Genomic DNA, 26964 nt, shown 5'->3' on the forward strand with positions numbered 1-26964 from the left:
TGTCAAGGTAATCCCGATCCGCTAACCTTGACAAGCATGTCGAGGAAAAAGCGCGAGGACGCTCAGGCGAACGCCGCGGGCATCGTCCGCGCCGCGGAGGAGCTGCTGGCCGCCGGCCGGGATCCTTCGCTGGCCGACATCGCCGCGCGCGCCGGGGTCAGCCGGCAGACGCTGTACGCGCACTTCGACCGCCGGAGCGACCTGTTCGACCACATCGTCGAGCGCGTGACGCGCGAGGTGGCGTCGCACCTGAGCGGTACGCCGCTGCCGGAGGAGCCGCGGGCGGGGGTCGCCGAATGGGCGACCAGGTCGTGGCGGGTGATCGAGGCGAATCCCGCGCTGCTGAACCCGGCGCTGTTCGCGCATCGGGACAGCGGCGCGGACCGGACCGCCCACGAGTCGATCACCGGCGGTCTCCGGCAGGCGCTGCAGCGCGCCGCCGACGCACAACTGCTCGCGCCTGGGGCAACCGTCGACTGGCTCGTCTCGGCCGTACTGGCAGTCGGTCACGCGGCGGCCGGCGAGTTGGCCGCCGGCCGGATGACCGCGGCCGCGGCCGGTGCCGCGTTCGAGGAGTCCGTGGTGCGGCTGTGCCTCAGCTGAGCTCTGCCCTGACCCACATGCGGTCGGGCGTGAGGTAGCCGCTGAGCTGTAGGCCGACCTCGGCCAGCTGGGCGGCGAGGTCGTCCTCGGACAGGTACTTGGTGACGATCCGCTGTGACCACGAGCGGCCGTTGACGATATGGGTGAGTGTCGCGGCCTGCGCGCCGCCAGGCAGCTCCTCGACGTCCGCGATCACCAGCTTGCGGCGTTCGTTCTCGAGTACGGCGGGGGCGTGCCGGGCGATCTCCTGCTGCAGGAGGACCGACCCGCCGGGGCGGACGTGGTGCGCGCAGGTGCGCAGCAGGCGGAGGCGTTCGGCGTCGTCGGCGACGTTGATCAGGAACGACATCATCAGCACCACGTCGAAGCGCCGGTCCAGCCGCAGCTCGTCGATCGTCGAGCGGATCGTCTCGGTCCCGGTCACGTGCGCGAGCATCTCGGGTGCCTCGTCGACGGCGACGATCCGGTGCCCGCGGGCGAGCAGTGGGCGGGTGATCCGCCCGGTCCCGCAGCCGAGCTCGAGGATGCTGCTGCCCGGCGCGATCGCGGCGTCGATCAGCTCGTCCTCGCCGTGCGCCGGCGTGACCTCGTACAGCTCGACCGCACTCCCGTCCCGCGTGTGCGCGCCCGGCCCGGTGCCGCTCTGTCCGACTCTCATACGCCGCATGCTCCGGCCGGGCCGATCGCGCCGCCAGTCTTTCGGTACGGGCCGAAAGTGCCCGGGATGCAAACGATCGCTTGACTTGGTCGGTTTGTATCAATACATTTGGTACAAATAGGCGAACGGGGCGTGGTTCAGGTGGAGCTGTTGTGGACGGTCGGAGTGATGGTCGCCGTCGAGGTCGTGTTGCTGATGCTGCGGGACAGGTCGGCGCGGCTCGAGGTGGACCGGCTGGTCGAGCGGGCCGGACTGCCTGCTGAGCCGCGGCTGGTCGAGGCCGCCGTCACGTGGCAGCGGCGGCGGCAGACGATCCTGCTGGGCGGGATGCTGGCCGGGACGCTGGTGGCGGGCGGAGTCGTGCTGCTGGTCCACAACGGGTTGCACTTCGGGTTCGCGAGCGGTGACGTGTTCGACGCGGGGCTGCTCAGCTGGCTGTTCGCGGCGGCGGCCGTGGCCGGGGCCGGCGGTCTCGCGACGCTGGCGTACAACTACCGCATCGTGCGCTCGGCCGGCGGCGGACAGCGGACGGCGGCGCTCCGGCCGCGCCGGCTCGCGGACTACCTCAGCCCGCTGGAGATCGCGATCCAGTACAGCTGCCTGGTGCTGCCGCTGGTCGGGATCGGGATGGGCGTCGTGGTCCTCGGTACGGCGGACCACCCGGCGCGCGGCTGGATCCTCGTCGTCAGCGGACTCGTCGCCGTACCGTCATGGGCGCTCGGGTTGCTGCTGCAGCGGCGGGCCTTGCAGGTCAACCAGCCGGCGGGGGACAAGGCCGAGCTGCTCTGGCAGGAGGCGCTGCGGGCGTCGACCCTGCGGGATCTCGGGGCGTCGGTGCTGACGATCTGCTGGCTGCTCGGCGCGGCGTTCCCGATGTCGTTCGACTGGCCGTCGGATGTGCCGCACTTCGTCCAGCGCCTGGCCACCGTGCTGTTCCTGGTCGCCGTCGCGATGCTGTGTGCGCGGGGCGTGGTGGCGGCCAGCCGTCGTGGGCTCGGCCGGGTGCAGCGGATCGCCGGATGATCATCACGGTCGACCCCGGCTCGGCGAAACCGCCGTACGAGCAGGTGAAGGAACGGATCGACGCGCTGATCCGGGCCGGCGAGCTCGTCCACGGCACCCGCCTGCCGACCGTACGGCAGCTCGCCGGCGACCTCGGGCTCGCGGTGAACACGGTCGCCCGGGCGTACAAGGAGCTGGAGGCCGAGCGGCTGGTGGAGACCCGCGGCCGGAACGGCACGTTCGTGCTGGCGACGCGGATCCGGGTCGACGACGAGGAGGCCCGCGCGGCCGCCACGATGTTCGCCCGGGCCGCGCTGCGGGCCGGGCTGAACTTCGCCCAGGCGACCGAGCTGCTGCAGCGGACCTGGGGAAGTGGGGACCGTCCCCGTCGCACGGAGGAGTTCGGCTGAGATGCTGGTCCGATGGAGATCACGGTTGACCCGGTCGGCCTGACGCCGCCGTACGAGCAGGTGCGGTCGCAGCTCGAGGCGTTGATCCGGGCCGGGGAGCTGGCTCGGGGGACTCGGCTGCCCACGGTGCGGCAGTTGTCGCTGGACCTCGGGCTCGCGGTGAACACGATCGCGCGCGCCTACAAGGAGCTGGAGGCCGACGAGCTGGTGGAGACGCGGGGGCGCAACGGCACGTTCGTACTGGCGTTCCGCAGCCGGATCGACGACGCCGCCACGCACACCGCGGCCGCTCAGCTGGCCGCCGCCGCCCGCGAGGCGGGCATGTCGCTCGCGGAGGCTACCGAGATCCTTCAGCGCGCCTGGTAGCTGACGTGTAGCCCACCGGGCGGGATCCTGTTGCGATGACGTTGCCGCCGTTCTGCTCGATGACGGACAGGCCGGCGGTCTCCAGTTCGCTGCGGAGGGCGTCGGGGCGCAGGTGGCGGCGGTGTGGGAGGTACCAGGTCCCGTCCAGTTGGATCGCGTCGTCGGTTGGTCCTGCCGTCTCCTGGTAGCAGATGCCGGTCTGGTCGTCGTACCGGAACTCGCCGTCGTAGACCCGGTTCGCGTCGTACATGGCCGTCGACAACACGTAGTACCCGTTGGGTTTCAGCCGTTCACGGACGGCCCGCAGGACGTTCGACCGGTCGGCGTCCGTGACGATCGACTGGAGACAGTAGCTGTCGAGGACCACGTCGTACTGCTTGCTGCCCGGCGGCATCGCGCACATGTCCTGTACGGCGAAGTTCACCGCCACGCCCCGCTGTGCCGCGAGCCGTCGCGCCACGACGATCGCCTCGGGGATGAGGTCGACCGCATCCACCCGAAACCCCCGCTCCGCCAGGAAACAAGCCGCCGGCCCGGTGCCACACCCGTACTCCAGCACCTCGCCGCCCGGCACCAGCCGACCGAGCACACTCTCCAGGAACGCCCGGTTGGGAAACTCCTCGAACGTCCAACTCTCCCCGAACAGGTCGTTCCACTGCGTGAACCCGTCCCGCATGAGCTGTCGGTAGGCGGTCTGATGCTCGGCGTAGTAATACCTCACGGGCCCTACTATTGCTCGCCATGGACGACGAGATCGAGCGGATTAAGGCCGAGGTCGTGGACGCGGCCTCCGACCCGGCTGCTCAGCAGGAATGGATCCGGCAGTCCAACCTGACGTACGGCGGGCTCGGCGCCGCCGGCCTCGTGGTGGTGCAGCCGTTCCTGACCGCGAAGCCGCTCGACCTGACCGCCACGATCTGTGTGGTCGCGTTCGCCGTCGCGATCCCGCTGCTCGCCGCGCTCCTGGTGCTGAACCTGCAGGAGGAGTATCGCCACCGGGTGACCAGCTCGCGGCTCGTCTCGTTCGCGAAGTCGGTCGCGCAGGGTGCGGCGTTCGTCGGGATCGCCGCCGCCTTCTGGCACATCTCGACGGTCGCCGGGATCGTCTTCGTGCTGGCCGGGTTCTTTGCGGTCGGGGTGCACTCGGCCGGCTACATGCACCTCGAGTACGACGGTACGTTCCGCTCCCGCTTCCCCCGCCGCAAACCCTGACGTATCAGCGGCCCCCGGCGAACACTCCGTCCAGGTAGCGGGTGTTCGTTGGGGGCGCCGCTGTGTAAGGGGGAGTGATGGCTGACAGCATGACTGTGCTGCGGAAGGCAGGGCCGCCTGGGGTGAAGCGGAACATCGCGGTGCTGGGGGACGGGTTCACCGCGGTGGATCAGGTCGCGTACAACAGCTGGGTGCAGACGACGCTGATCGACGGCGTCTTCGGGCACGACTACTACAGCGAGGACGCGTCGGCGTACAACATCTACCGGGTGAACCTGGAGTCCGTCGACTCCGGTGTGAGCACCCGGACGTACGACGAGCACGGGACGCCGACCGATCCGTCGGACGACACGATCGCCTCGCAGACGATCCGGGACACCGCGCTCGGGATGATCTTCAGCGGATCGTGGGCGCACTGCTGGCTCGAGTACGGGCCGGACACCGAGGCGCGGATCCAGGCCGCGCTGAACAAGTGGGTGCCGGACTGGAACGAACTGCTCGTCGTACTCAACAACCCGAACTACGGCGGCTGCGGAGGCGGCGGCCGGGCGCACGTCCCGATGGGCGTGAACTGGACCGTGATCGCGCACGAGTTCGGCCACGGGATCGGCGGTTTCGCGGACGAGTACTCGGCCGGCGGCGCGTACACCGGGCCCGAGCAGGGCTGGATCAACCTGACCACGATCACCGACCGGGCGACCACCAAGTGGGCGAACCTGATCGCGCCGAGCACCCCGCTGCCGACCGGCATCGGGTCCGCCGCGAACTACAACAACGGCCCGCGCCCGGCCGACTGGAACAGCAACACCGACGTCGGCCTGTTCGAGGGCGGCGGCACCAAGAACACCGGCATCTACCGCCCGGTCGAGAACTGCCGGATGAACACGAACACGCCGCCGTACTGCCCGGTCTGCTACACGTCGATCAAGACCGCCCGCGACCACGAGACCGAGCACACGTTCCGGAACGCGTACGCCGGCCGCTTCTACGGCACCGGCCGCAGCGATCTGCTGCTGCACCACGGCACGTCGATCCAGCTGTTCCGCGCCGACGGTACGGCGCTCGAGCACAGCTTCAGCGCCGTCGAACGGGTCCCGGGCTCGTGGCAGTTCATGCCGAACGACCAGGTGTACGTCGGCGACTTCGACGGCGACGGCACCGACGAGGTGGCGATCTTCAACGGCGTCGACTGGGTGATGCCGTACCTCGGCCTGCTCAAGTCCGACGGCGCCGGCGGCCTGCGGCTGGTCGCGCGGTACGACGGCGACATCCGCGGCTGGGGCGGCTTCGCCGCACACGACCGGTTCCTGGTCGCCGACCTGAACGGCGACGGCCGCGACGACCTCGTCGTGGTGAACACCGACGACTGGTCGATGCCGTACGTCGGCCTGCTCCGCTCCACCGGCAACGGGTTCTGGGTCAGCCAGCGGTACGACGGCGACATCCCCGGCTGGGGCGGGCTGGCGCGGCACGACGAGTTCTTCGCCGGCGACCTGACCGGCAACGGCAGCGACGACCTGGTGATCTTCAACGGCGACGACTGGTCGATGGCGTACGTCGGCCTGTTCTCCGCGAGCGCCTCCGGGTACTCGATGATCCACCGGTACGACGGCGACATCCCGGGCTGGGGCGGGCTCGCGCAGCACGACCAGCTGATCCTCGGCGACTTCGACGGCGACGGCAAGTGCGACGTGTTCGTGTTCAACGGCGGCGACTGGTCGATGGCGTACCTCGGCATGTTCCGGTCCACCGGGTCCGGGCTCGCCTACGTGCACCGCTACGACGGCGACGTACCGGGCTGGGACGGGCTCGGGCGGCACGACCAGTTCTTCGCGGCAGACATCGACGGAACGGGACGCTGCGACCTGTGGGTGTGGAACGACCAGGACTGGGCCACGGAGTACCTCGGCCGGATGCTGAGCTCGGGGGCTGACCTGAAGACCGACTACGTCGGCGACTGGGTGGGGGAGTGGAACCTCGGCGCGGTCGACCGGTTCGAACCGGCCCGGATGACCGGGCGTGCCGGAAAGCCGCAGCTGTACGTCCACAACACCGACTGGTTCGGCGTCATCAACGGGCGGCGGGGGATCGTCCTCGACCGCATCTACTACCGCTGGATCCACAACTACCGCTACGGCCGGAACTGGTAAGGAGGCCGACGATGAAACACGCCAAAGGCACACAGACCGAACGGCCGGCAACGCGCGACCGCCGGCCGACAAAGGCTCCGGCCGGAGAAACCCGGCGGAGTCACGTCGCGGTACCACCACACGCCGGACCCACGAAGCCGGATCCGAAACAGCCGACTGCGGGCAGCAGCGGCGGCCCGGACGTGAGCCGGTCGGTGAAGCCCGCGTTCAACCGGGAGGCGGCGAGCCGCGAGTCGACGGAGCAGCAGCCGGCGGGCGCGTACCCGGACCAGCAGGCCGCGCGGACCCGCCGTACCGGCGCTCCGGCCGAGCAGTACGTCCGGCTCCGGATCCGGGTCCGCGGCGACCGCCTCACGGTCGTCGACAGTCACCTCGTCGACGGACCGCTGGCGCAGTCGACGACGTTCCACGGCGCGGACGCGTACGAGGTCACGTACCAGGACCGGCTGCTGCACGCCGGCACGGTCGCGGATCCGAACACGCAACGCTCGTTCCCGCTCCCCGACGGTCCTGAAGGGCATCACGTCACGCCGCGGGAGATCTACGAGTTCACGGCCCGCGTCCCCGCGTCCGACGTCACCGCCGAAACCCGCGCGGGCATCCACGTCCGCCTGCACCGGATCGACGAGCCGACCACCACGACGCACGTCGGCGCCGCCCCGCTGGCCGCCCAGTTCGAAGGCCGCCTGACCCCGGTCGCCGAACTCGTCGGCCTCCCCGAATCCGCCCTCCCGGAGTCCATCGAGGCCCGCGGCGCCCGCACCGGCCAGGGCGACTAGGAACACCCGGTGGTGTCGCGCGACAGGCAATAGCTTGTCGCACGACACCACGGCTTGTCGCGCCATCGGCGGAAACGATTCCAAGCGAGCTATGTACACGCTCTCCTGGGGTTGCTACATTCCCGGCAGATTTGACATCGATGTCAACCTCAGGGAGTGGTCGCGATGGTTTCGAGACGTGCGTTCCTGGCGGGTAGCGGGGCGGTCACCGCGGGGCTGGTTCAGCCTTTCGCATTGACCGCAAATGCTGCAGATTCATCGACGTCCGGCAGCCCCGCTCGGCTGCTGCCGGTGTTCAACCGCCCACGACACCTGGACTACGGCGACGTCAGCAAGCTCAGCGGGGAAGATCAGACCCTGCTGACAACGTTGCAAGGCGTGGTCAACCGTTCCGAGCCGGAGTTGTACTTCATCTACGACACCGGGACCGCGAGCGTGCCGGACGCCAAGTGGCTGTCCGACATGCGCTTGCCGAAGAAGCTCTACAAGAACCCGCTGGACCTGATCGCGAAGTACCGGGGCCGGGTCCGGGGCGCGATCGTGTACGACGACGCCGTACCGGACTCGCTGAACGTCGCGACGACGCTCGCCGGGCTGGAGAACGGCGTGGTCGCGAACGCCGACCAGGCGAAGGCGTACGGCCTGAAGATCGTGAAGGACCTGCGCGGGATGTTCGACGACGACCGGGTGAAGACGTACCGGTGGCAGCTCGACAACCTGTTCCCGCGGGTCACCAAGCAGCTGCTGGCCGGCCTCCCGCCGACCCGGGTGGTCGACGTCGAGGGCGTGCAGTGGCTGGAGATCGCCCGCGAGACGCAGCAGATCCGCGACTCGTCGAACCGCGGTACGTACAACCTCGACGTCTCGGCCAAGCTCGGGAAGGAGGCCGTGTACGTCAAGTTCGGGGACTCGTTCACCGACGACGGCTGGGGTGCCTCGGTGCGGCACGTGGTGATCACGGCGAACGGCACCGAGCTCGCACGGTTCGAGCCGAACACGCCGGAGGAGGCGCCGTACCTGTTCGACGGCTCGCACTCGTCGATCGGTGGTGAGGCCAACAGGTTCGCCGACGGCGGGAACTACTGGATCTACAAGATCGCCCCACCGGCCGGTACGACGTCCCTCGTCGTCACGGTGGAGATGTGGAACCAGTACCTGGTCAGCGCCACCGACACGTCGCCGACCCGCGTCGAGCCGTTCCCGTACTTCCGCGACTACGTGGTGGCCACCAAGGCCCTGGTGAGCTGGCTGCCACCCGGCGGGGCGACGGGCGACCTGCTGATCGAGCACTACGCGAAGTGGCCGACGCTGGCGCCGTACATGGGCTGGTTCGCGAACGACGTCTCCGGTGAGTGGGACGGCGTCGACCTGGCCTCGAAGGGCGGCTCGCCGGTGGTCGCTGCCGACTTCTACATGAACGGCACCGTGCACGCCGGGCTCGCGTCGCCGATCTCCGACAAGCCGCGGGCGACCCGGCGGATCGACAAGCCGCAGAACAAGGTCTACCTGACGCTGACCTTCGGCGAGGGCGACAACATCCAGTACTGCCAGCGCCGGCTGCGGGAGATCTGGGACGACCCGAAACGCGGCCAGGTGCCGACCAACTGGACGATCGACCCGCTGCTGGTCGAGGCCGGGCCGAACATCTACAGCTACTTCCAGCGGACCGCGACCGCGAACGACCTGCTGGTCTGTGGCCCGTCCGGCGCGGGCTACACCTACCCGGCGTCGTGGACACCCGACGAGCTCACGCAGTACCTGAAACTCACGGGCTCGTTCATGCGCCGTACCGGACTGGAGGAGGTGTACGCGTACAGCGGCCGGGCGAACAACACCTGGGTGCTGCTGTCCGAGGAGATCGCCAAGGGGTACGCCGACTACACGCCGACCAAGGGGATCATGCAGACCTGGGACGGCGACACGTTGACCGCCCGGCAGGGCGGCATCCCGATCACGGGCGGCTGGGGTGCACCCGGCAAGGCGGCCGAGTTCAAGGCCGCGCTGGACCAGCGGATCGCGAGCTGGGACGGTTCCAAGCCGCTGTTCATCTCCGGCCTGATCGGCGCCTGGTCGTGGTCCCCGTCCGACATGGTGGACCTCGGCGCGCTGCTCGGCGACCCGTACGAGCTGGTCCTCGCGAACACGTTCTACGACCTGCTCAACCGGGTGCTCTAGGCAACTAGCTGTAGGTCTTACCAATGGTGGGCGACGTCCACCACGAGACGGGTGTTCGAGCCCGGCCCCGCCAGCGTGAACACGCGGAACGGGAGCCGGGCCCGGACACCCACACCCAACGTCGTCTGCCCCTCGAAGCTGCCGGCGAACGCGACCTGCCGCAACGCGCTGTACCCGTTGACGTTCGGAACCTTCAGCGGTGCGTACGCCGGCGCGCGGACGACGACCTGCAGCTTCGCGCCGCCGCGGAGCGGGACGACGAACCCGGAGCCCTCCTGGCGGACGTTGGCGACGTACCGGACGTCGTACCCAGCGGCCCGTCCGTGCAGGTCGACGACGATCCGGTCGAAGCATGCGTGCCGGCCGGCGCGGACGTCCGTGATCGGTGACTGCACCATCCGGCTGTCGCTCTTGGGCAAGGACCCCCAACCGCGTGGGCAGGGCGCGGTGGTGGACATCGGGGCGAGGGTGGTGGACGATCCGGCGACGGCCGGCGCGGCGAAGGCCGCTGCGGGGATCGCCAGCACCGCGAGGGCGGCGAGGACCGTCGTGCGAGTGGTGCGGTGGATGTTCATGATGTCCCCCCTTCTCAGGACAATGGGTTAGACGCAGCCTGGTGGAGGTTGGTTGACTGCGCGGATGACGCCTGAGGAGTTGCTCGAGGTCTTTCACCGCCGGATCCGGTTGCCGGACGCGGACGCGATTCCGGGGTGGAAGCAGGAGCATGTCGGGCTGGTGCACCGCTCGTACGTCGAGGGCCCGGACGGCGCCGGGTTCGTCGAGGCGCCGCGCGGGCTGGGGGACGACCCGGACGCCGTGATCGAACACGAGGTGGCGTTCTTCCGGGTGCGCGGGCTGCCGTTCGAGTGGAAGACGTACGCGTACGACGAGCCGGCCGACGTGGGGGAGCGGCTCGCGCGGCAGGGGTTCGTCCGGGACGATCCGGAGACGCTGATCCTCGGCGAGGTGGACCGGGTGCTCGCGCGGCCGTCGGCGTTGCCGTCGAAGGTGCGGATGCGGGAGGCGGACGGGCCGGAGGACTACGCGCGGATCGCCGTACTCACGGACACGTTGTGGCACAACGGCACCGAGCGGATCGTGGAGCACCTGGCCGGGGAGGCGCGGATGTTCCCGGACCGGCTGTCGGTGTTCCTGGTGGAGGACGTGCTGACCGGCGGCCCGGTGGTGTCGGCCGCGTGGATCCGCTTCCACCCCGGCACCGGGTTCGCCAGCCTCTGGGGTGGCGGGACGCTGCCCGAGTGGCGGCGACAGGGCCTGTACTCCGCCCTCCTCGTGCACCGCGCCCGGCTCGCGAAGGACCGCGGGTACGAATTCCTGCGCGTCGACGCGTCCGTGGACTCCCGCCCGATCCTGCAGAAACTCGGGCTGCACGCGGTCACCGTTACAACGCCGTACCACTGGCGACCCTGACGCGCGGAACGACCGGTTCACGCTGTACGTTGCCTGCATCATGGCCCTGAAAATCGCTTCCCGCTTCCGCCGGCTGCTGCAGCGCCCCGGCTCGATCGATCTCGGCCCGTACGAACGGCTCACCCAGCTGGTCGGCGAGGCGGAGGAATCGGTCCTCTCCCTGACCGACGAAGAGCTCACCGAGGCCGTCACCGAGCTGCGTACCACCGGTGGGCTGCACGAGGACGAGCAGATCGAGTTCCTGGCGCTGGCCCGGGACGCGGGCAAGCGGGCGATCGGCGAGCGCGCGTTCGACGGCCAGGTCGTCGGCGCGCTGGCGATGCTGCAGGGCCGGATCGTCGAGATGGCGACCGGTGAGGGCAAGACACTGGCCGGCGCGATCGCCGCCGCCGGGTATGCGCTCGGCGGCCGCAAGGTGCACGTGCTCGCCGTGAACGACTACCTGGCCAAGCGGGATGCCGAGTGGATGGGCCCGGTGTACGAGCTGCTCGGGGTCACCGTGTCGCACGTCGGGCAGGCGTCGACGCCGGAGGAGCGGCGGGCGGCGTACCAGGCCGAGGTCTGCTACGTCCCGGTGAACGAGATCGGGTTCGACGTACTGCGGGACCGGCTGGTGACGGATGTCGCGGACCGGGTCACCGCGGACGCGGACGTGGCGCTGGTCGACGAGGCCGACTCGGTGCTGATCGACGAGGCGCGGGTGCCGATGGTGCTGGCCGGCGCCACCCGGAACGAGGCGCTGGACGACGACGTCGTACAGCTGGTGCGGACGCTGCGCGCCGGAGTCGACTACGAGATCGACGGTGACGGGCGGACGGTCGCGCTGACCGACAAGGGCACCGACAAGGTCGAGGAAGCCCTCGGCGAACGCGCCGCGGCCGCAACCGAAGAAACCCCGGACGAGGACGTGGACGAAAAGACCACGGACGACGAGACCGAGGACGAGGCCGGGGACGCCGCGGAGGACGCGGAGGACGCGGAGGACGCGGTTGAGGTTGAGCGGCCGCGGTTCAATCTGTACGACGATGCGAACCTGGACCGGCTGACCCAGGTCAACGTCGCGCTGCACGCCGAGGTGCTGCTGCGCCGCGACGTCGACTACCTGGTCCGCGACGGCAAGGTCAGCCTGATCAACAACAGCCGCGGCCGCGTCGCGAAGCTCCAGCGCTGGCCCGACGGTCTGCAGGCCGCAGTCGAGGCGAAGGAGGCCGTCCCGGTCAGCGACTCCGGCGAGGTGCTCGACAGCATCACCGTCCAGTCGCTGATCAGGCGCTACAAGTCGCTGTGCGGCATGACCGGTACGGCCGTCGTGGTCGGCGAGTCGCTGCAGGAGTTCTACGAGGTCGACGTGGCCGTCGTACCGCCGAACACGCCGAACGTCCGCAAGGACGACCAGGATCGGCTGTACCTGACCGTCGAGCAGAAGAACGAGGCGCTGGTCAAGCACATCGCCGAGGTGCACGAGACCGGCCGCCCGATCCTGATCGGCACCCACAGCGTGGAGGAGTCGGAGCAGCTCAGCGACCGGCTCGAGGCCGCCGAGATCCCGCACGTGGTGCTGAACGCGAAGAACGACGCCGAGGAGGCGGGCATCATCGCGGAGGCCGGCGTACCGGGGACGGTGACCGTGTCCACGCAGATGGCCGGCCGCGGTACCGACATCCGGCTCGGCGGCAAGGACGAGACGCACGACAAGGAGAAGGCGCTCGAGCTCGGCGGGCTGTACGTGATCGGCACCGGCCTGCACGCGTCCCGGCGGCTCGACGACCAGCTGCGCGGCCGCGCCGGCCGGCAGGGCGACCCGGGCGGCACGCTGTTCTTCGCGTCGCTCGCCGACGAGCTCGTCACGCGGTACTCCGTGTCGTCGGGCCTGCGCCCGCACCCGGACGAGACCGGCCGGCTCACCGACCGCAAGTCGATCGGCATGCTCGAGCACGCCCAGCGGGTCGCGGACGGCGCGAACGCCGAGCTGCACCGGACCACCTGGCAGTACAACCGGCTGACCGGGCAGCAGCGCGCGATCCTGCTGGAGACCCGGGAGAAGGTGCTGACCGAGGACCTGGCCGCGACCGAGCTCTCCGAGCGGGCCAAGGAGCGGTACGACGAACTCGTCGACGACGTCGGTGAGGACGTGGTGAAGGCTGCCGCGCGGCGGATCGCGCTCGGGCACCTGGACCGGCGCTGGACCGACCACCTGGCGTACCTGGCCGACCTGCGCGAGGGCATCCACCTGCGCTCGCTGGCCGGCGGGATCGTGCACCTGAAGCCGATCGACGAGTTCAACAAGTCCGCGATCGCGTCGTTCGACACGCTGATCTCCGACGCCTGGGACGACGCGGTCGAGACGTTCACGACCGCGGAGATCACCGCGGACGGCCTGGACGAGGAGACCAGCGGGATCCCGCGGCCGACCGCGACCTGGACGTACCTGGTGAACGACAACCCGTTCGGTACCGAGGCGGACCGGATCCTCGGCCGGCTCCGGAACGCGATCAAGCCGGAGTCCGCCGCCGAGCCGGAGGAGATCCTCGCCGAGGAGTTCGACGAGGACGACCTCCCGGACGAGCTCCGGGAGGACGAGGAGGAGCCGGATGATGAGCCCAGGAAGGGAAAGGTCGACTGATCTCGTCGGCGTCCAACAGACCCTGACGCCGGTGCTGAAGGCGAAGGCCCTCGACAACCGGCTGCCGGACCCGATCCTCGGCGACGAGTACGCCGAGCTGGCGATGCGCTGTCTCGACCCGGACTACGACACGGGCCGGTTCGGTGCCAACCAGCTCGGCCTGGCCGCCGTCGTACGTGCCAAGGCCCTCGACGACTGGGCTCGTACCTTCCTCGCCGACCACCCGGACGCGGTGGTCCTGAACCTCGGCTGCGGCCTGGACGCACGGGTGTTCCGGGTCGACCCGCCCGCCGGCGTCGACTGGTACGACCTGGACTTCCCGTCGGTGATCGACCTGCGCCGCCTGCTCCTGCCGGAGCGGGAGCACTACACGCTGATCGGCTCCAGCGTCACCGATCCGGCCTGGCTGGAGGACATACCGCGGGGCCGGCCGGTGCTGATGATCGCCGAGGGCCTGGTGCCGTACCTCACCGAGACCCAGCTGCACCGGCTGCTGACCGGTATCGTCGACGCCTTCCCGACCGGCCAGCTCGAGTTCGACACCGTGTCGGCGTCGGCCTGGCGGATGTCGAAGTGGGATCCGGTCGGGCGCCGGTACAACGCGCGCTTCGAGTGCGGCTTCGACGACCCGGCCGCGCTGGCCGACTGGCATCCACGGCTCGAGTACGCCGGCGAGGCGCCGATGAACGACGCCCCCGAACTCCTGGCGAAGGCGCCCACCGGCGTACGCCGCATGTACCAGCTGATGAACCTGCTCCCGGGCTTCCGGCACTCGTCCCGGATCGTGCGCTTCCGGTTCTGAGTCAGACTTTGGTCTAGGGCCGGACAGCCGTCGGCTCGATGCGGCCGGGCGCGCACCTGGGCGAACCTCTTCCCATGCCCAGACATCGCGGCCCGTGGCTCCTCGTCATCGACATCGCTATCCCGCTTGCTCTGTACTACGGCCTCAAGGCACTCGGCGCGAGCGACCTGACCGCACTGCTCGCCGGCGTCATCCCGGGACTGATCAGTTCAGCGGTGTCCCTGGTGCGAACCCGGCGTACCGACCTGCTGGGGATGGCCGTCGTGGTGAGCATGGTGGCCGGCACGATCGTCGCCGTGGTGGGCGGCGACGCGCGGCTGCTGCTGGTCCGCAACGCCTGGATCAGCCTCCCGTTCGCAGGCATCACGCTCTGGTCGCTGCGGCACCCGCAGCCGATGACGTACGTCGTCACGCGCGCGATGTTCGCTCCCCGGGCCGCGCTGATGGACGAGCTGTGGGAGACCGACGCCCGGTTCCGGCACGCCTGGAAGTGGATCACGGTGTGGTGGGGGATCGCGACGATCGTCGACGGCATCGTCCGGATCGTGGTGTCGTACACCCTGCCGATCTCCGTCGTCCCCGCGACCGACCCGGTGATCACCGTGGTCACGATCGTCGCCCTGCAGATCCCGACCATCGTCCTGCTCCGCCGCAGCGGCTCCTGGCACCGCGTCTTCGGCCCGCGCCGCCCCTACAGCCGGGTCGGTGACTGACCACATTCCGCAGCACCGCATGGCCGAGCCGATCGCCAGCAGCGAGGCGACGCCGATGCTGGCCGAGATGGAGATCGGTCGAACCGCTGGTGCTACATCCCGGTCGAGGCCCCTACGAACCGGCCGACCCCGAGAAGGGGAAACGGTTCGACACCTCGCTTCGGCTGCTGCTTGGGACGCCTCCTTCACCCGACGCTGACCGGGCTTGGTCCGTCTGCTCGGAGGAGTGTCGGTGGGGCTGGATAGGCTGCTGGGGTGAGTGATGGGTTGTTCGATCTTCCTGGTGCGCCGGCGCCTGCTCGTGGGGGCGGGAGTCTCGCGGACACGGACCACACCGCGGCTCCGCTGGCTGTGCGGATGCGGCCGCGGAGTCTCGACGAGCTGGTCGGGCAGGAGCATCTGCTGGCGCCGGGATCGCCGCTGCGCCGGCTGGTGGAGGGCGACCAGCCGATGTCGCTGCTGCTGTGGGGTCCGCCGGGGACCGGGAAGACTACGATCGCGGCCGTCGTCTCGCACCAGACCAACCGGAAGTTCGTCGAGCTGTCCGCGGTGACGGCCGGCGTGAAGGACGTCCGGCAGGTGATCGACGGCGCGCGGCGCGATCTCGCCCGGCCGGGCGGCGCGGTCGAGACCGTACTGTTCATCGACGAGGTCCACCGGTTCACCAAGGCGCAGCAGGACGCGCTCCTCCCCGGCGTCGAGAATCGCTGGGTCACACTCGTCGCCGCGACCACGGAGAACCCGTTCTTCTCGGTCATCTCACCGCTGCTGTCCCGCAGCCTCCTGCTGACCCTGGAGTCGTTGACCGACGACGACATCTCCAGCCTGCTCGACCGCGCCCTCAGCGACGTACGCGGCCTGAACGACGAGGTCGAACTGGCCCCCGACGCCCGCGACCACCTCCTCCGAATGGCCGGCGGCGACGCCCGCCGAGCCCTCACCTACCTGGAAGCAGCCGCCGGCGGAGCCCGCGCCAAACACGAACAGGCTGTGAAGTACCAAGAAGCCGGTGAGGACACGGAGAAGGCTCCGGAGCGAGCGCTCATCGACCTGGTGACGTTGGAGACGGCTGTTGATCGGGCGGCGGTGCGGTATGACCGGGCAGGGGATCAGCATTACGACGTGGCGTCGGCGTTGATCAAGTCGATTCGTGGGTCGGATGTGGATGCGGCGATGCACTACCTGGCGCGGATGATCGAGGCGGGGGAGGATCCGCGGTTCATCGCGCGGCGGCTGGTGATCTCGGCGAGTGAGGACATCGGGATGGGTGACCCGACCGCGCTCGGGGTGGCGGTCGCGGCGGCGGAGGCGGTGCAGTTGATCGGGATGCCGGAGGCGCGGATCAACCTCGCGCAGGCGGTCGTCGCGCTCGCGCTCGCACCCAAGTCGAACGCGGTGATCATGGCCGTCGACGCGGCGATCGCGGACGTGAAGGCGGGCAAGGTCGGCCCGGTCCCGCCGCACCTGCGGGACGCGCACTACTCCGGCGCGAAGAAGCTCGGCCACGGCTCGTCGTACCAGTACTCCCACGACGACCCACGCGGCGTACTCCCGCAGCAGTACGCCCCGGATGTGATCGACGGCACCGACTACTACAACCCCACCCGCCGCGGCGGCGAGGCGTCGTACGCCGACCGGGTGACCGCGATCCGGAAGATCCTCCGGGACCGGAAATGAGCCGTACGGCGGACCACGTGGCCGCGTTCAACCGGGCCGTGACGAGCGGCGACTGGGAGACGTTCGCGGAACGGTTCGCGCCGGACGCCACGATGAGGTTCGTCCGCGTACCGGCCGGACCGTTCGAAGGTCGGACGGCGATCGCGGCGGCGTACCGGGAGAATCCGCCGGACGACACCATGGAACTGGTCGAGGACGGCGCCGAGGTGGCGCGTTTCCGCTGGTCGGGTGGTGGTACCGGGTCGATGGAGCTGCGCTGGGCGCCGGACGGAGCCGTGCAGGCACTCACGGTGAGCTTCGATTGAGGCGTTCACCTCGGTAGGCTGCTGGACGGCCTGGGGTGAAAGGTTCGGTTGTGAGGCAGTCCAGTCCGCGGCATGTCCGTCGGCGTCCGCCGGTGCTGAAGGTGAGCGCCGGCGCAGCAGGTGTCGTACTGCTCGCCGGTTTCCTGTACTTCGGTCCCCTCGGCCCGCACGACCCGGCCCAGGCGCCGACCGCGCGGTCGACCCCGGGCGTCGAGCGCACCGCCGGTACGTCGAGATCCACCGACCGGCCGTCGCTCCCGGTCGGCAAGCCGTTGCAGCCGCTCAGCCCCCCGTCACCGACACGCACCGACCTCGCGCCCCCGTGGTCCACCTCGGCGCCCGCCCCCACCCTCGACCCGTCAACCACCGACTCGGCAACCGGCGACCCGTCAACCGCTGACTCGTCGACGTCCGCCCCGTCGTCCACCGCCACCTCGGCGAACCCGAGCACACCCCGCCCGCCCACACCCACCGATCAACCGACCCCAGGCCCCACCAGCAACCCGACGAGCAACCCGACCGGCAACCCGACGACACCCCGGCCGACCACCCCGTCACCGAGCACCACGCCGACCACCCCGACCACGCCGTCGACGACCCCGTCGACCACCCCGCCCGCCACCCCCGGTCCCACCCCTTCCACCGCCCCCGGTACGTCGCCCTCCACCGCCGGAACGCGCGGTATTCAAGGGATCACCGAGTGGTTGGTCCGGTTTGGTGAGCGACTGTGATGTGCGGGATGGTGTCCTGGAGCGAAGTGCGATAGGGCCGCGCGATAAGGTCAGGCGGTCCATAAGGTGGCATTAGGTCGCACGAGGTCGCTACGGAAGGTGGATCGTTTCCATGAGCGTCGGTGAAGTCGCGGGGCTGATAGCCGCCTGCGCGCTGCTCATCCTGGTGGGCCTGCTGGCCTATCCGATCCTGAAGCTCGGCAAGGTGTTCGACGAGACCCGGATCATGGTGAAGGGCGTCTCCGACTCCAGTGTCCCGCTGCTCGGCGAGGTGACCACCACGGTGGCCACCACCAACGCCCAGCTGGCGAAGGTGGACACGATCACCGACAACGCGACCACGGTGACCACCAACGCGGCCGCGTTGATGTCGCTGTTCTCGGCCACCGCCGGCGGCCCGCTGGTGAAGGCGGCCGCGTTCACGTACGGCGTCCGCCGCGCGCTCGGCGAGCAGCAGCGCAAGGACGTGTCGAAGCGGGTCAAGGACGAGATGAAGGCCGAGCGGAAGGCGCGGAAGCGGTGAAGCGGATCTTCTGGCTGATCATCGGGATCGCCGTCGGCGTGTACGCCGTCACCAGGCTGAAGAAGCGGGCGCAGATCCTCGCTCCGGAGAGTGTCCAGGAGTCCGCGGCCAAGCTGGCCGCCGCGGTCCGGCACTTCGGCGACCAGGTCCGCGAGGGCATGGCCGAGCGGGAGACCGAGCTGCGCGACGCGCTCGGCATCGAGAACACATCCGATCGTGAGGACTACCGGTAACACCCATGGAAACCAGTGAGATCAGGCGGCGGTTCCTGCAGTACTTCGAGGACCGCGGCCACACCGTGGTGCCGAGCGCGCCGTTGCCGTCGCCGGACCCGAACCTGCTGTTCAACGTGGCCGGCATGGCCCAGTTCGTGCCGTACTTCGTCGGCCAGCAGACCCCGCCGTACCCGCGGGCGACCAGCGTGCAGAAGTGCGTCCGGACGCTCGACATCGACGAGGTCGGCAAGACCACCCGGCACGGCACGTTCTTCCAGATGAACGGCAACTTCTCCTTCGGCGACTACTTCAAGGAGAAGGCGATCGAGTACGCCTGGGAGCTGGTCACCAAGCCGCAGAACGAGGGCGGCTACGGGTTCGACGAGTCGGTCCTGTACGCCTCGGTGTACTACGAGGACGACGAGGCGATCGACATCTGGAAGCGGGTCGCGGGGCTGCCCGACGACCGGATCGTCCGGCTCGGCATGAAGGACAACTTCTGGTCGATGGGCATCCCGGGTCCGTGCGGCCCGTGCTCGGAGATCCTGATCGACCGCGGCCCGGAGTTCGGCGCGGACCGGGACTGGGAGGCGGGCGACCGCTACCTGGAGTTCTGGAACCTGGTCTTCATGCAGAACATCCGCGGTGAGGGCGGCGGCAAGGACGGCTACCCGATCCTCGGCGAGCTGCCGAAGAAGAACATCGACACCGGTCTCGGCCTGGAGCGGGTCGCGTACCTGCTGCAGGGCGTCGACAACATGTACGAGATCGACGAGATCTACCCGGTGATCGAGAAGGCGTCCGAGCTGAGCGGCCGCAAGTACGGCGCCGAGCAGGTCGACGACGTCCGGTTCCGGGTGATCGCGGACCACGTCCGCAGCGCGCTGATGCTGATCGGCGACGGCGTCACGCCGGGCAACGAGCAGGGCGGGTACGTGCTGCGCCGTCTGCTCCGGCGGGCGATCCGTTCGATGCGGCTGCTCGGGTACGAGGACCCCAGCCTGGTCGAGCTGCTCCCGGTGAGCCTGGAGCAGATGAAGAAGTCGTACCCGGAGCTGGTGACCGACTTCGGCCGGATCAGCCAGATCGCGTACGCCGAGGAGGAGGCGTTCCGCCGGACGCTGACCGCCGGTACGACGATCTTCGACGTCGCGGTCAAGGAGACCAAGGCGGGCGGCGCGCACCAGCTCGAGGGCTCGAAGGCGTTCCAGCTGCACGACACGTACGGCTTCCCGATCGACCTGACCGTCGAGATGGCCGCCGAGCAGGGCCTGCAGGTCGACACCGAGGGCTTCAAGAGCCTGATGAAGGAGCAGCGCGAGCGGGCCAAGGCCGACGCGCGCGCCAAGAAGGCCGGCCACGCGGACACCTCGGGCTACCGGGAGCTGCGCGAGAAGGGCGTCACCGAGTTCACCGGGTACCAGGAGCTGGCGACGGACTCGCAGGTCCGTGGCCTGCTCCGCGACGGTGCGGTGGCGGCGTTCGCCGAGCAGGGCGAGACCGTCGAGGTCGTGCTGGAGAAGACCCCGTTCTACGCCGAGTCCGGCGGTCAGATCGCGGACGAGGGGCTGATCGTCGGCGACGGCCTGAAGCTCAACGTGCTGGACGTGCAGCGGCCGGTGAAGGGCCTGATCGTGCACCGCGTCGAGGTGCTCGAGGGCGTGCTGCGTCCCGGGACCGACGTGCACGCCGAGGTCGACCACGACTGGCGGATCTCCGCGTGCCAGGCGCACTCCGGTACGCACGTCGTGCACGCCGCGCTCCGCCAGGTGCTCGGCCCGAACGCGCTGCAGAGCGGCTCGTACAACAAGCCCGGCTATCTGCGGCTCGACTTCGCCTGGTCGTCGGCGCTCGACCCGGCCACCCGGTCGGAGATCGAGGAGGTCGCGAACCTCGCGGTCCGCAGGGACCTGCCGGTGTCCGCGCAGTACATGACGTTGCCGGAGGCCCGGGACTGGGGCGCGCTGGCACTGTTCGGCGAGACGTACGACGAGCAGGTGCGGGTGGTCGAGATCGGCGGCCCGTGGTCCCGCGAGCTCTGCGGTGGTACGCACGTGAAGCACTCGTCGCAGGTCGGCGCGCTGACCGTCACCGGCGAGTCGTCGGTCGGTGCCGGCGTCCGGCGGATCGAGGCGTTCGTCGGCATGGAGGCGCTGCACTACCTGGGCAAGGAGCGAGCCCTGGTCCGGCTGCTCAGCGAGAACCTGAAGACCCGTCCGGAGGAGCTGCCCGCCAAGGTCGCGGACCTGTCGGAGCGGCTGCGGGCGGCCGAGAAGGAGCTCGAGCGGGTGCGCGCCGCGCAGGTGCTGCAGGCCGCGGCCGAGCTGGCGACCAGCCCGAAGGACGTCTTCGGCGTCCAGTACGTCGGTCACCGCGCGCCGGACGGCGTGAACGGCGGGGACCTGCGCAAGCTGGCCCTCGACGTCCGCGGCCGGATGGCGAACGACAAGCCGGCTGTGGTCGCGGTGCTCAGCGTGAACGACGGCAAGCCCGGGGTGGTGGTCGCGCTGAACGACACCGCCCGCGAGTGGCGGCTGAAGGCCGGCGACCTGGTCCGGGTCGCGGCCGAGAAGCTCGGCGGCCGGGGCGGCGGCAAGGACGACGTCGCCCAGGGTGGCGGTACGGACGCCGCCGGTGCCGACGACGCGCTGAGCGCCGTCGAGCACGCCATCGGGCACCAGGTCACGGGCTAGTCCGAGGGTGTACCGCTGATGAGACGCGGAGTGCGGATCGCGCTGGACATCGGAGACGCCCGGATCGGCGTCGCCAGCAGCGATCCGCACGGCATCCTGGCCACGCCTGTGGAGACCGTCCGCCGTGGACCGGGCGATCTGGGTAGGATCGCGGAACTCGCCGCCGAACTGGAGGCGTTCGAGATCGTGGTCGGGCTGCCGCGTTCCCTGTCCGGGGGCGAGGGGCCGGCCGCGGTGAAGATCCGGGAGACGGCGGAGCAGGTGCGGGACAAGGTGCGCGAGACGAATACGGGGACGACGGTGCGGCTGGTGGACGAGCGGTTCACCACGGTCACCGCCGAACGGATGTTGCGGGAACGGGGAAAGAAGGGCACTAAGCGACGGGCTGTGGTCGACCAGGCCGCGGCGGTCGTTATTCTCCAGCACGCACTCGACTTCGAGCGCGAGACCGGCAACCCACCCGGGAGGCCCCTGTGAACGGACCATCGGTGGACCAAGACGTGGAAGGCGAGGACCGGCAGGCCGACGATCTCGGCAGCGGCCTCGGGCTGCGGGCCGAGACCCGCGTCGAGCGCCGGGCGAGCCGCCGCCGGTCCCGCGGCCGCCGGGCGTTCGGCTGTTTCGCCGGCCTGGTGTCGCTGATCGTCGTCGGTGCGCTGGTCGCCGGTGCCGTGGTCGGCTTCGGCAAGGGCAAGGACGCGCTGGCGGGCATCTTCTCCGCGCCGGACTACCAGGGCCAGGGGACCGGCACGGTGGTCGTCGAGATCACCGCCGGCCAGAGTGTCTCGTCGATCGCGGACACGCTGGAGAAGAAGGAGGTCGTGAAGAGCGCCCGTGCGTTCGAGCGGGTGGCCCGCGACGATCCCCGCTCGCTGCAGTTGCAGGCCGCGACGTACACGCTGCACAAGCACATGTCCGCGAAGGCCGCGCTCGACCTGATGCTGAACACGCAGTTGTCGGTGCTGGTGACCCGGATCAGCGTCCCGGCCGGGAAGACCATGGCCGAGGTCGCGATGATCCTGCAGAACTCGAAGATGAAGCTGCCCGCCGGGGCGGCCGCGACCGCGCTGGGCAAGCCGGCGATGCTCGGTCTGCCGCCGTACGCGCACAGCCCGGAGGGCTTCCTGTTCCCGGGGACGTACGACGTACCGAAGGACGCCACGGCGTACACGATGCTCAAGCTGATGACGGCCAACTACGCGAAGGCGGCCGCCTCGCTGAACCTGGACAAGACCGCCGCCCGCAAGGGGCTGGACCCGTACCAGGCGGTGATCGTGGCCAGCATCATCGGCGCCGAGACCAACCGCCAGCAGGACTACCCGAAGGTCGCCCGGGTCATCTACAACCGGATCCGGGCCGGGATGAAGCTGCAGATGGACTCGACGATCCACTACGTCGTCGGCAGGAACGGCGGCGTCTTCACCACGCCGGAGCAGCGGAAGAACCCGTCGAAGTACAACACCTACCTGTACAAGGGCCTGCCGCCGACGCCGATCAACTCGCCGACCCGCGAGGAGCTGAGCGCGGCGATCAACCCGGCCCAGGGCTCCTGGCTGTACTTCACGCTGGTCAACCTGGACACCGGCGAGACCGCGTTCGCCAGCACCGCCGCCGAGCACCAGGCGAACGTCAAGAAGCTGCAGGCGTGGTGCCAGGCCCACAAGAACCGGTGCTGACGTGACCCGTTGTGCCGTGCTGGGTTCGCCGATCGCGCACTCGTTGTCGCCGGCCATGCACCGGGCCGCGTACGCCGCGCTCGGGATGGACTGGACGTACGACGCGTTCGAGGTCGCGGAGGACGAGCTGGCGGGGTTCGTGGCGTCGCTGGGTGCGGACGTGCGCGGGCTGTCGCTGACGATGCCGTTGAAGCGGGTCGCGATCGACCTCGCGGACACGGTCGACCCGGTCGCGGAGCTGATCGGTGCGGCGAACACGATGCTGTTCGAGCCGGACGGATCCCGGTCCGTGCACAACACCGACGTACCGGGGCTGGTGAACGCGTTCGCCGAGCAGGGCATCACCGCTGCCGACACCGCGGTGGTCCTGGGCGGTGGTGCGACGGCGGCATCGACCCTCGCGGCGCTGCGCGGGATGCAGGTGCAGGAGGTGACCGTCGTCGTCCGGGACGTGTCGAAGGCCGAGCGGCTGCAGGACCTGGCCGCGGAGTTGGGACTCCGTACGTCGGTCGCGGACTTCTCGCAGGTGGACCAGATCGGCGGCTTCGACCTGTGTGTGTCGACGCTGCCGGGCGGTGCGGTGGACCCGTGGGCGGAGCACTTCGCCGGGGTCGCACCGGTGGTGTTCGACGTCGCGTACCACCCGTGGCCGACCCGGCTCGCGATCGCCGCGCACCGGATCGGTACAGAGCTGTTGAACGGACTTGATCTCCTCGTGCATCAGGCGACCCTCCAGGTGGAGATGATGACGGGTAGGTCACCGGCTCCGCTGGCGGCCATGAGGACTGCTGCCCGTGAGGAGCTGGGGGATCGTGAGCCTGCTTGACCGTCGTTCGGTCCTGATCGCCGGAGCCGCTGTCACGCTGGCCGGCTGCGGCAACGCCAAGAAGGACGCCGGCGGTACGACGCCCTCGCAGACACCCAGCTCCACGCCGACAACCGCCCCGCCGACGAGCACCACCCCGTCGACCTCCACTCCGCCGCCCAGCACGGTCGTCCCGACCACGACGCCGAGCAGCACCCCGAGCACCTCCGCCCCGACGCTCACCGCGGCGCCGAACTGGAACACCTTCGCGCGCTCCCTCAAGGGCCGCCTGTACCTACCGGCCTCGTCCGGGTACGCCGCGTCCCACCAGCTGTTCAACCCGCGCTGGGACAGCGTCCGCCCGACCGCCGTCGTGAAGACCGCCGCGCCGTCCGACGTGCAGAAGGCGATCCTGTTCGCCCGCGCCAACAAGCTCGTCCTGGTGCCGAAGAGCGGCGGCCATTCGTACGTCGGCGCCTCCACGATCGCGAACGGCATGCAGCTCGACGTCGGCGGCCTGAAGAGCATGAGCTACTCCAACGGCGTGCTGACCGTCGGCGCGGGCGCCCGGCTGTACGACGTCCACGCGTTCCTCGACCGGTACGGGCGTTCGCTGCCGACAGGGACCTGTCCGACCGTCGGCGTCGCCGGGCTGACCCTCGGCGGCGGGATGGGGATCCACACCCGGACGTACGGGCTGACCTGCGACCGGGTCGTGTCGATGGGCGTGATCACCGCGGACGGGAAGGCGCACACGGTCAGCGCGTCGTCCGAGCCGGACCTGTTCTGGGCGTTGCGGGGGAGCGGCGGCGGCAACCTCGGCGTGGTCACGTCGTTCCAGTTCAGCACGATCCCCGCGACCAAGCTCGGGTTCTTCCGGCTGACCTGGCCGGAGTCGCAGGCGGCGGCCGTGGTGCGCGGCTGGCAGAAGTTCGCGCAGACCGCGCCGGCCACGTCCTGGGGCAACCTGCACATCGATGCCAAGAGCAACGGCACGCTGTCGATCCACGTGCTCGGCGTCTCCACCACCGGCAACGCGAACGCGGCGGCCGCGCAGCTCGAGTCGTTCGTCGGCGCGAAGGCGTCGGCGCGGACGATCTCGGTCAAGTCGCACCTGGAGGCGGTGAAGTACCTCGGCGGCGGCACGACGAGTCCGCGGCAGGGCTTCCTGGCCGGCTCCGACGTACTCAAGGGGCCGATGGACGCGGCCGCGATCAGTGCGCTGCTCGGTGCGGTGAAGGCGGCGGCACGGGCCGGGACGCCGGCGTCCGCGATCCTCGACCCGCTCGGCGGGCAGGCGGCCAAGCAGCCGGCCGGCGGTTCGTCGTGGGCGTGGCGGAGCGCGCTGTGCACCGTGCAGTGGTATTCGTCGTCGCAGAACAGCGGCGCTCGCACGTTCATCGCGAACGGTCACCGCGCGGTGCGGGCCTACTCTGCGGGCGGGTACGTCAACTACCTCGAGACAGGTCGCGCGGTCAGCACGTACTACGGTGCGAGCTGGGCGCGGCTGCGGTCGGCGAAGGCGAAGTACGATCCGGCGAACTTCTTCCACGGCCCGTTCGCCATCTAGTCTTCCGCCCGTGAAGCTTTGGCGGATGGTGGCAGGTGTGCTGGCGGTCGGGTTCGTCGCGGCCGGGGTGACGCCCGCCTGGGCGTGCGCGTGCGGCGGGTACCTTCCGGACGCGCAGTCGCAGGCCCGGGCGTACGGCGAGACCGCGCTGGTCCAGCACACCGGCAGCGCCGAGGCGATCACGCTCTCGATGGCGGTTCGCGGCGAGTCGAAGAAGGCCGCCTGGATCATGCCGGTTCCGTCCGCGGCGAAGGTGGAGCTCGGCACGAGCGACCTGTTCTGGCGGCTCGACCGGATGATCCAGCCGAAGCGGGTCGTGAAGAAGACGTACTGGCCGTTCCGCGACCTCGGCATCATGGGCCGCTCCGGGAACAGCGTCGGTGCCGCGGCGCCCGGAGCCGGCGTGAACGTCCAGCAGCAGATGGTCCTCGGCCCGTTCGCGGTCACCCGGTTGACCGGCACCAGCGGTACGGCGGTCACGGACTGGCTCGGCAGGAACGGGTACGTCGTACCGGCGACACTGGCCGCGAACCTGACGCCGTACCTGACCGAGAAGTGGGAGATCGTCGCGGTCAAGCTCGCGCCGAAGCAGGACGGCGAGAGCCTGTACGGCGCGACACCGCCGCTCCGGCTGACGTTCGCGTCCGAGCGGATCGTGTACCCGATGCGGCTGAGCAAGGGCGCGACCACCGCCCAGACCGTGACCGTGTACGTCGCCACGGAACACCGCGTCGACGCGACCAAGACGCCGTACGACGGGGTGAAACCGCAACTGCTGTTCGCGGGCCGGGTCGAGGACGCGGTGCTGCCGAAGCCGGCGAACTACCTGACCGCGTACACGGCGTCGTACGGCGACCCGAGCCGGATCACCGACGACTTCACGTTCGCGCCGGCCGCGAACGACGACCCGTACCAGCGCGTGATCTACGTGACCGAGAACGACGGGCTGCTCAGCACGTTCCTGGTGCTCCTCGGCGGCGTGCTGTTGCTGGGCGGCGGCGCGGCGGTGCTCGCGCGGGTGCTGGTGAAACGCTCAGCGGCCAAAGGCTAGGCTGCACGATCGTGCCGGCTGAGAACGCGTTGCTCGCTGCCGGGATCGGTGCTGTCGTCTGCGGTCCAGCGGCGTACGTACTCGGTCCTTGGCTGATGCGGCGCATCCCGGAGCCGGTGCTGGACGAGGGCGAGACCAAGACGCCGTACGCGACGCTGGCGGGCCGGCGGGCGGCGTACTGGTGTGGCGGCCTGGCTGCGGTCGCGGGCGCGATCCTGGGCCGGCTGCTCGGGCTGGACGCGGTATTGCCCGCCTGGCTGGTGCTGGCTGTTGCCGGTGCGGTGCTCGGATACATCGACGCGCGGACGCGGTACCTGCCGTCGGTCATCATCTGGCCGACGTACCTGCTGGTCGGCTTGGGGCTGCTGGGCGCGGCACTGGGCACAGGGGAGTGGGGCTCACTGTGGCGGGCGCTGATCGCGGCCGCTATCGGGTTCGGCGTGTTCTACGTGCTGTGGTTCGCGTTCCCGCGTGGCGTCGGGTTCGGCGACGTACGGCTGTCCGGGCTGCTGGGGCTGGCGCTCGGGTGGCTTGGCTGGGGGCAGTTCGTGTCCGGGCTGTACGGCGGGTTCTTCCTCGGTGCGGTCGTCGGGATCGCGCTGATCGTGGGGCGGGTGATGACCCGCAAGCAGATGGTCCCGTTCGGGCCGTTCATGCTCGTCGGCGCGCTCGGCGGCGTCCTGCTCGGCGTGCCGTTGGAGCGGTTGTACGCCGGATAGCTGAGTCCCGCACTCCACCAGATGGTTGATGTGCGGGCACGCCCGCTTTTCCTAGGGTCGAGGCATTCGATCTCG

27 protein-coding genes are annotated in these 26964 nt (G+C 70.0%); 24 read left to right on the top strand and 3 right to left on the bottom strand.

The window, feature by feature from the left end; all coding sequences use genetic code 11:
- The first annotated feature begins 36 nt into the window (after window positions 1-36).
- Window positions 37-603 carry a TetR/AcrR family transcriptional regulator gene (locus ACQHIV_RS06130; RefSeq protein WP_427892471.1) on the top strand — a complete coding sequence of 189 codons (567 nt, stop codon included), beginning with the start codon at window positions 37-39 and terminating at the stop codon, window positions 601-603.
- Here ACQHIV_RS06130 and ACQHIV_RS06135 read toward each other — a convergent pair.
- A complete protein-coding gene (locus ACQHIV_RS06135; protein ID WP_427892472.1) occupies window positions 596-1261 on the bottom strand; it encodes a class I SAM-dependent methyltransferase in 666 nt (221 codons plus the stop codon). The two genes, ACQHIV_RS06130 and ACQHIV_RS06135, sit on opposite strands and share 8 nt — an antisense overlap.
- A 141-nt stretch (window positions 1262-1402) precedes the next feature.
- On the opposite strand from ACQHIV_RS06135, the gene ACQHIV_RS06140 reads away from it, so the two are divergent.
- Genes ACQHIV_RS06140 through ACQHIV_RS06150 form a run of 3 tightly spaced genes read left to right on the top strand, consistent with a single transcriptional unit; the run spans window position 1403 to window position 3039 of the window.
- Window positions 1403-2284 (top strand): hypothetical protein, encoded by an 882-nt coding sequence (locus tag ACQHIV_RS06140; protein ID WP_427892473.1) that lies wholly within the window; start codon window positions 1403-1405, stop codon window positions 2282-2284.
- Entirely contained in the window at window positions 2281-2673 is a 393-nt protein-coding gene (locus ACQHIV_RS06145) for a GntR family transcriptional regulator (protein ID WP_427892474.1), read from the top strand. The genes ACQHIV_RS06140 and ACQHIV_RS06145 overlap by 4 nt, the downstream gene beginning before the upstream one ends.
- 12 nt (window positions 2674-2685) lie before the next feature.
- Window positions 2686-3039 carry a GntR family transcriptional regulator gene (locus ACQHIV_RS06150; protein WP_427892475.1) on the top strand — a complete coding sequence of 118 codons (354 nt, stop codon included), beginning with the start codon at window positions 2686-2688 and terminating at the stop codon, window positions 3037-3039.
- Here ACQHIV_RS06150 and ACQHIV_RS06155 read toward each other — a convergent pair.
- Entirely contained in the window at window positions 3011-3760 is a 750-nt protein-coding gene (locus tag ACQHIV_RS06155; RefSeq protein ID WP_427892476.1) for a class I SAM-dependent methyltransferase, read from the bottom strand. The genes ACQHIV_RS06150 and ACQHIV_RS06155 overlap by 29 nt on opposite strands.
- Before the next feature lie 20 nt (window positions 3761-3780).
- Between ACQHIV_RS06155 and ACQHIV_RS06160 the strand changes: the two genes are divergently transcribed.
- The 4 genes from ACQHIV_RS06160 to ACQHIV_RS06175 all read left to right on the top strand — a co-directional run bounded on the left by ACQHIV_RS06160 (window position 3781) and on the right by ACQHIV_RS06175 (window position 9355).
- Window positions 3781-4251, top strand: coding sequence for a hypothetical protein (locus ACQHIV_RS06160; protein ID WP_427892477.1), 471 nt, complete (start codon window positions 3781-3783; stop codon window positions 4249-4251).
- Window positions 4252-4328: 77 nt separating this feature from the next.
- Window positions 4329-6401 carry a M64 family metallopeptidase gene (locus ACQHIV_RS06165; protein ID WP_427892478.1) on the top strand — a complete coding sequence of 691 codons (2073 nt, stop codon included), beginning with the start codon at window positions 4329-4331 and terminating at the stop codon, window positions 6399-6401.
- An 11-nt stretch (window positions 6402-6412) separates the two neighbouring features.
- Window positions 6413-7180 (top strand): hypothetical protein, encoded by a 768-nt coding sequence (locus ACQHIV_RS06170; RefSeq protein ID WP_427892479.1) that lies wholly within the window; start codon window positions 6413-6415, stop codon window positions 7178-7180.
- Window positions 7181-7414: 234 nt separating this feature from the next.
- Window positions 7415-9355 (top strand): GxGYxYP domain-containing protein, encoded by a 1941-nt coding sequence (locus tag ACQHIV_RS06175; protein WP_427892480.1) that lies wholly within the window; start codon window positions 7415-7417, stop codon window positions 9353-9355.
- A 17-nt stretch (window positions 9356-9372) separates the two neighbouring features.
- Here ACQHIV_RS06175 and ACQHIV_RS06180 read toward each other — a convergent pair whose 3' ends face one another.
- A complete protein-coding gene (locus tag ACQHIV_RS06180; RefSeq protein WP_427892481.1) occupies window positions 9373-9930 on the bottom strand; it encodes an AMIN-like domain-containing (lipo)protein in 558 nt (185 codons plus the stop codon).
- Between the two features lie 64 nt (window positions 9931-9994).
- On the opposite strand from ACQHIV_RS06180, the gene ACQHIV_RS06185 reads away from it, so the two are divergent.
- From ACQHIV_RS06185 to ACQHIV_RS06260, 16 genes are all read left to right on the top strand, one after another.
- On the top strand, window positions 9995-10786 hold the full coding sequence (locus ACQHIV_RS06185; RefSeq protein WP_427892482.1) for a GNAT family N-acetyltransferase: 792 nt from the start codon (window positions 9995-9997) through the stop codon (window positions 10784-10786).
- Window positions 10787-10826: 40 nt separating this feature from the next.
- On the top strand, window positions 10827-13409 hold the full coding sequence (locus ACQHIV_RS06190; protein WP_427892483.1) for an accessory Sec system translocase SecA2: 2583 nt from the start codon (window positions 10827-10829) through the stop codon (window positions 13407-13409).
- Window positions 13381-14211 carry a class I SAM-dependent methyltransferase gene (locus ACQHIV_RS06195; RefSeq protein ID WP_427892484.1) on the top strand — a complete coding sequence of 277 codons (831 nt, stop codon included), beginning with the start codon at window positions 13381-13383 and terminating at the stop codon, window positions 14209-14211. The genes ACQHIV_RS06190 and ACQHIV_RS06195 overlap by 29 nt, the downstream gene beginning before the upstream one ends.
- Window positions 14212-14285: 74 nt before the next feature.
- Complete coding sequence (locus ACQHIV_RS06200) at window positions 14286-14924, top strand: VC0807 family protein (protein ID WP_427892485.1); 639 nt, start codon at window positions 14286-14288, stop codon at window positions 14922-14924.
- Between the two features lie 255 nt (window positions 14925-15179).
- Window positions 15180-16601 carry a replication-associated recombination protein A gene (locus ACQHIV_RS06205; RefSeq protein WP_427892486.1) on the top strand — a complete coding sequence of 474 codons (1422 nt, stop codon included), beginning with the start codon at window positions 15180-15182 and terminating at the stop codon, window positions 16599-16601.
- The gene (locus tag ACQHIV_RS06210) at window positions 16598-16906 is read left to right on the top strand and encodes a nuclear transport factor 2 family protein (protein ID WP_427892487.1); all 309 of its coding nucleotides are present in this window, start codon (window positions 16598-16600) and stop codon (window positions 16904-16906) included. Before ACQHIV_RS06205 ends, ACQHIV_RS06210 begins: the two co-directional genes overlap by 4 nt.
- A gap of 50 nt (window positions 16907-16956) precedes the next feature.
- On the top strand, window positions 16957-17637 hold the full coding sequence (locus tag ACQHIV_RS06215) for a hypothetical protein (protein ID WP_427892488.1): 681 nt from the start codon (window positions 16957-16959) through the stop codon (window positions 17635-17637).
- A 112-nt stretch (window positions 17638-17749) separates the two neighbouring features.
- Window positions 17750-18160, top strand: coding sequence for a DUF948 domain-containing protein (locus ACQHIV_RS06220; RefSeq protein ID WP_427892489.1), 411 nt, complete (start codon window positions 17750-17752; stop codon window positions 18158-18160).
- The gene (locus ACQHIV_RS06225; protein WP_427892490.1) at window positions 18157-18393 is read left to right on the top strand and encodes a DUF6167 family protein; all 237 of its coding nucleotides are present in this window, start codon (window positions 18157-18159) and stop codon (window positions 18391-18393) included. The genes ACQHIV_RS06220 and ACQHIV_RS06225 overlap by 4 nt, the downstream gene beginning before the upstream one ends.
- Before the next feature lie 5 nt (window positions 18394-18398).
- Window positions 18399-21068, top strand: a complete 2670-nt coding sequence (gene alaS, locus ACQHIV_RS06230) for an alanine--tRNA ligase (protein ID WP_427892491.1) — start codon at window positions 18399-18401, stop codon at window positions 21066-21068.
- Between the two features lie 18 nt (window positions 21069-21086).
- The gene (ruvX, locus tag ACQHIV_RS06235; RefSeq protein WP_427892492.1) at window positions 21087-21545 is read left to right on the top strand and encodes a Holliday junction resolvase RuvX; all 459 of its coding nucleotides are present in this window, start codon (window positions 21087-21089) and stop codon (window positions 21543-21545) included.
- Window positions 21546-21556: 11 nt separating this feature from the next.
- A complete protein-coding gene (mltG, locus tag ACQHIV_RS06240; RefSeq protein WP_427892493.1) occupies window positions 21557-22744 on the top strand; it encodes an endolytic transglycosylase MltG in 1188 nt (395 codons plus the stop codon).
- Window position 22745: 1 nt separating this feature from the next.
- Window positions 22746-23570, top strand: coding sequence for a shikimate dehydrogenase (locus ACQHIV_RS06245; RefSeq protein WP_427892494.1), 825 nt, complete (start codon window positions 22746-22748; stop codon window positions 23568-23570).
- Window positions 23557-25119, top strand: coding sequence for an FAD-binding oxidoreductase (locus ACQHIV_RS06250; RefSeq protein WP_427892495.1), 1563 nt, complete (start codon window positions 23557-23559; stop codon window positions 25117-25119). The genes ACQHIV_RS06245 and ACQHIV_RS06250 overlap by 14 nt, the downstream gene beginning before the upstream one ends.
- A 10-nt stretch (window positions 25120-25129) precedes the next feature.
- Entirely contained in the window at window positions 25130-26170 is a 1041-nt protein-coding gene (locus ACQHIV_RS06255) for a DUF2330 domain-containing protein (RefSeq protein WP_427892496.1), read from the top strand.
- A gap of 11 nt (window positions 26171-26181) precedes the next feature.
- The gene (locus tag ACQHIV_RS06260) at window positions 26182-26889 is read left to right on the top strand and encodes a prepilin peptidase (protein ID WP_427892497.1); all 708 of its coding nucleotides are present in this window, start codon (window positions 26182-26184) and stop codon (window positions 26887-26889) included.
- Window positions 26890-26964 lie beyond the last annotated feature (75 nt).

Origin of the sequence: Kribbella polygonati (assembly GCF_050320105.1) — a bacterium.
GTDB lineage: Bacteria > Actinomycetota > Actinomycetes > Propionibacteriales > Kribbellaceae > Kribbella.

What these genes read in the sequence shown, in the direction of transcription:
- ACQHIV_RS06130 (WP_427892471.1), top strand. Translation starts at nt 37, where the DNA reads ATGTCGAGGAAAAAGCGCGAGGACGCTCAGGCGAACGCCGCGGGCATC.
- ACQHIV_RS06135 (WP_427892472.1), bottom strand. Translation starts at nt 1,261, where the DNA reads ATGAGAGTCGGACAGAGCGGCACCGGGCCGGGCGCGCACACGCGGGAC.
- ACQHIV_RS06145 (WP_427892474.1), top strand. Translation starts at nt 2,281, where the DNA reads ATGATCATCACGGTCGACCCCGGCTCGGCGAAACCGCCGTACGAGCAG.
- ACQHIV_RS06150 (WP_427892475.1), top strand. Translation starts at nt 2,686, where the DNA reads ATGGAGATCACGGTTGACCCGGTCGGCCTGACGCCGCCGTACGAGCAG.
- ACQHIV_RS06160 (WP_427892477.1), top strand. Translation starts at nt 3,781, where the DNA reads ATGGACGACGAGATCGAGCGGATTAAGGCCGAGGTCGTGGACGCGGCC.
- ACQHIV_RS06165 (WP_427892478.1), top strand. Translation starts at nt 4,329, where the DNA reads ATGGCTGACAGCATGACTGTGCTGCGGAAGGCAGGGCCGCCTGGGGTG.
- ACQHIV_RS06170 (WP_427892479.1), top strand. Translation starts at nt 6,413, where the DNA reads ATGAAACACGCCAAAGGCACACAGACCGAACGGCCGGCAACGCGCGAC.
- ACQHIV_RS06180 (WP_427892481.1), bottom strand. Translation starts at nt 9,930, where the DNA reads ATGAACATCCACCGCACCACTCGCACGACGGTCCTCGCCGCCCTCGCG.
- ACQHIV_RS06185 (WP_427892482.1), top strand. Translation starts at nt 9,995, where the DNA reads ATGACGCCTGAGGAGTTGCTCGAGGTCTTTCACCGCCGGATCCGGTTG.
- ACQHIV_RS06190 (WP_427892483.1), top strand. Translation starts at nt 10,827, where the DNA reads ATGGCCCTGAAAATCGCTTCCCGCTTCCGCCGGCTGCTGCAGCGCCCC.
- ACQHIV_RS06195 (WP_427892484.1), top strand. Translation starts at nt 13,381, where the DNA reads ATGAGCCCAGGAAGGGAAAGGTCGACTGATCTCGTCGGCGTCCAACAG.
- ACQHIV_RS06200 (WP_427892485.1), top strand. Translation starts at nt 14,286, where the DNA reads ATGCCCAGACATCGCGGCCCGTGGCTCCTCGTCATCGACATCGCTATC.
- ACQHIV_RS06210 (WP_427892487.1), top strand. Translation starts at nt 16,598, where the DNA reads ATGAGCCGTACGGCGGACCACGTGGCCGCGTTCAACCGGGCCGTGACG.
- ACQHIV_RS06220 (WP_427892489.1), top strand. Translation starts at nt 17,750, where the DNA reads ATGAGCGTCGGTGAAGTCGCGGGGCTGATAGCCGCCTGCGCGCTGCTC.
- alaS (WP_427892491.1), top strand. Translation starts at nt 18,399, where the DNA reads ATGGAAACCAGTGAGATCAGGCGGCGGTTCCTGCAGTACTTCGAGGAC.
- ruvX (WP_427892492.1), top strand. Translation starts at nt 21,087, where the DNA reads ATGAGACGCGGAGTGCGGATCGCGCTGGACATCGGAGACGCCCGGATC.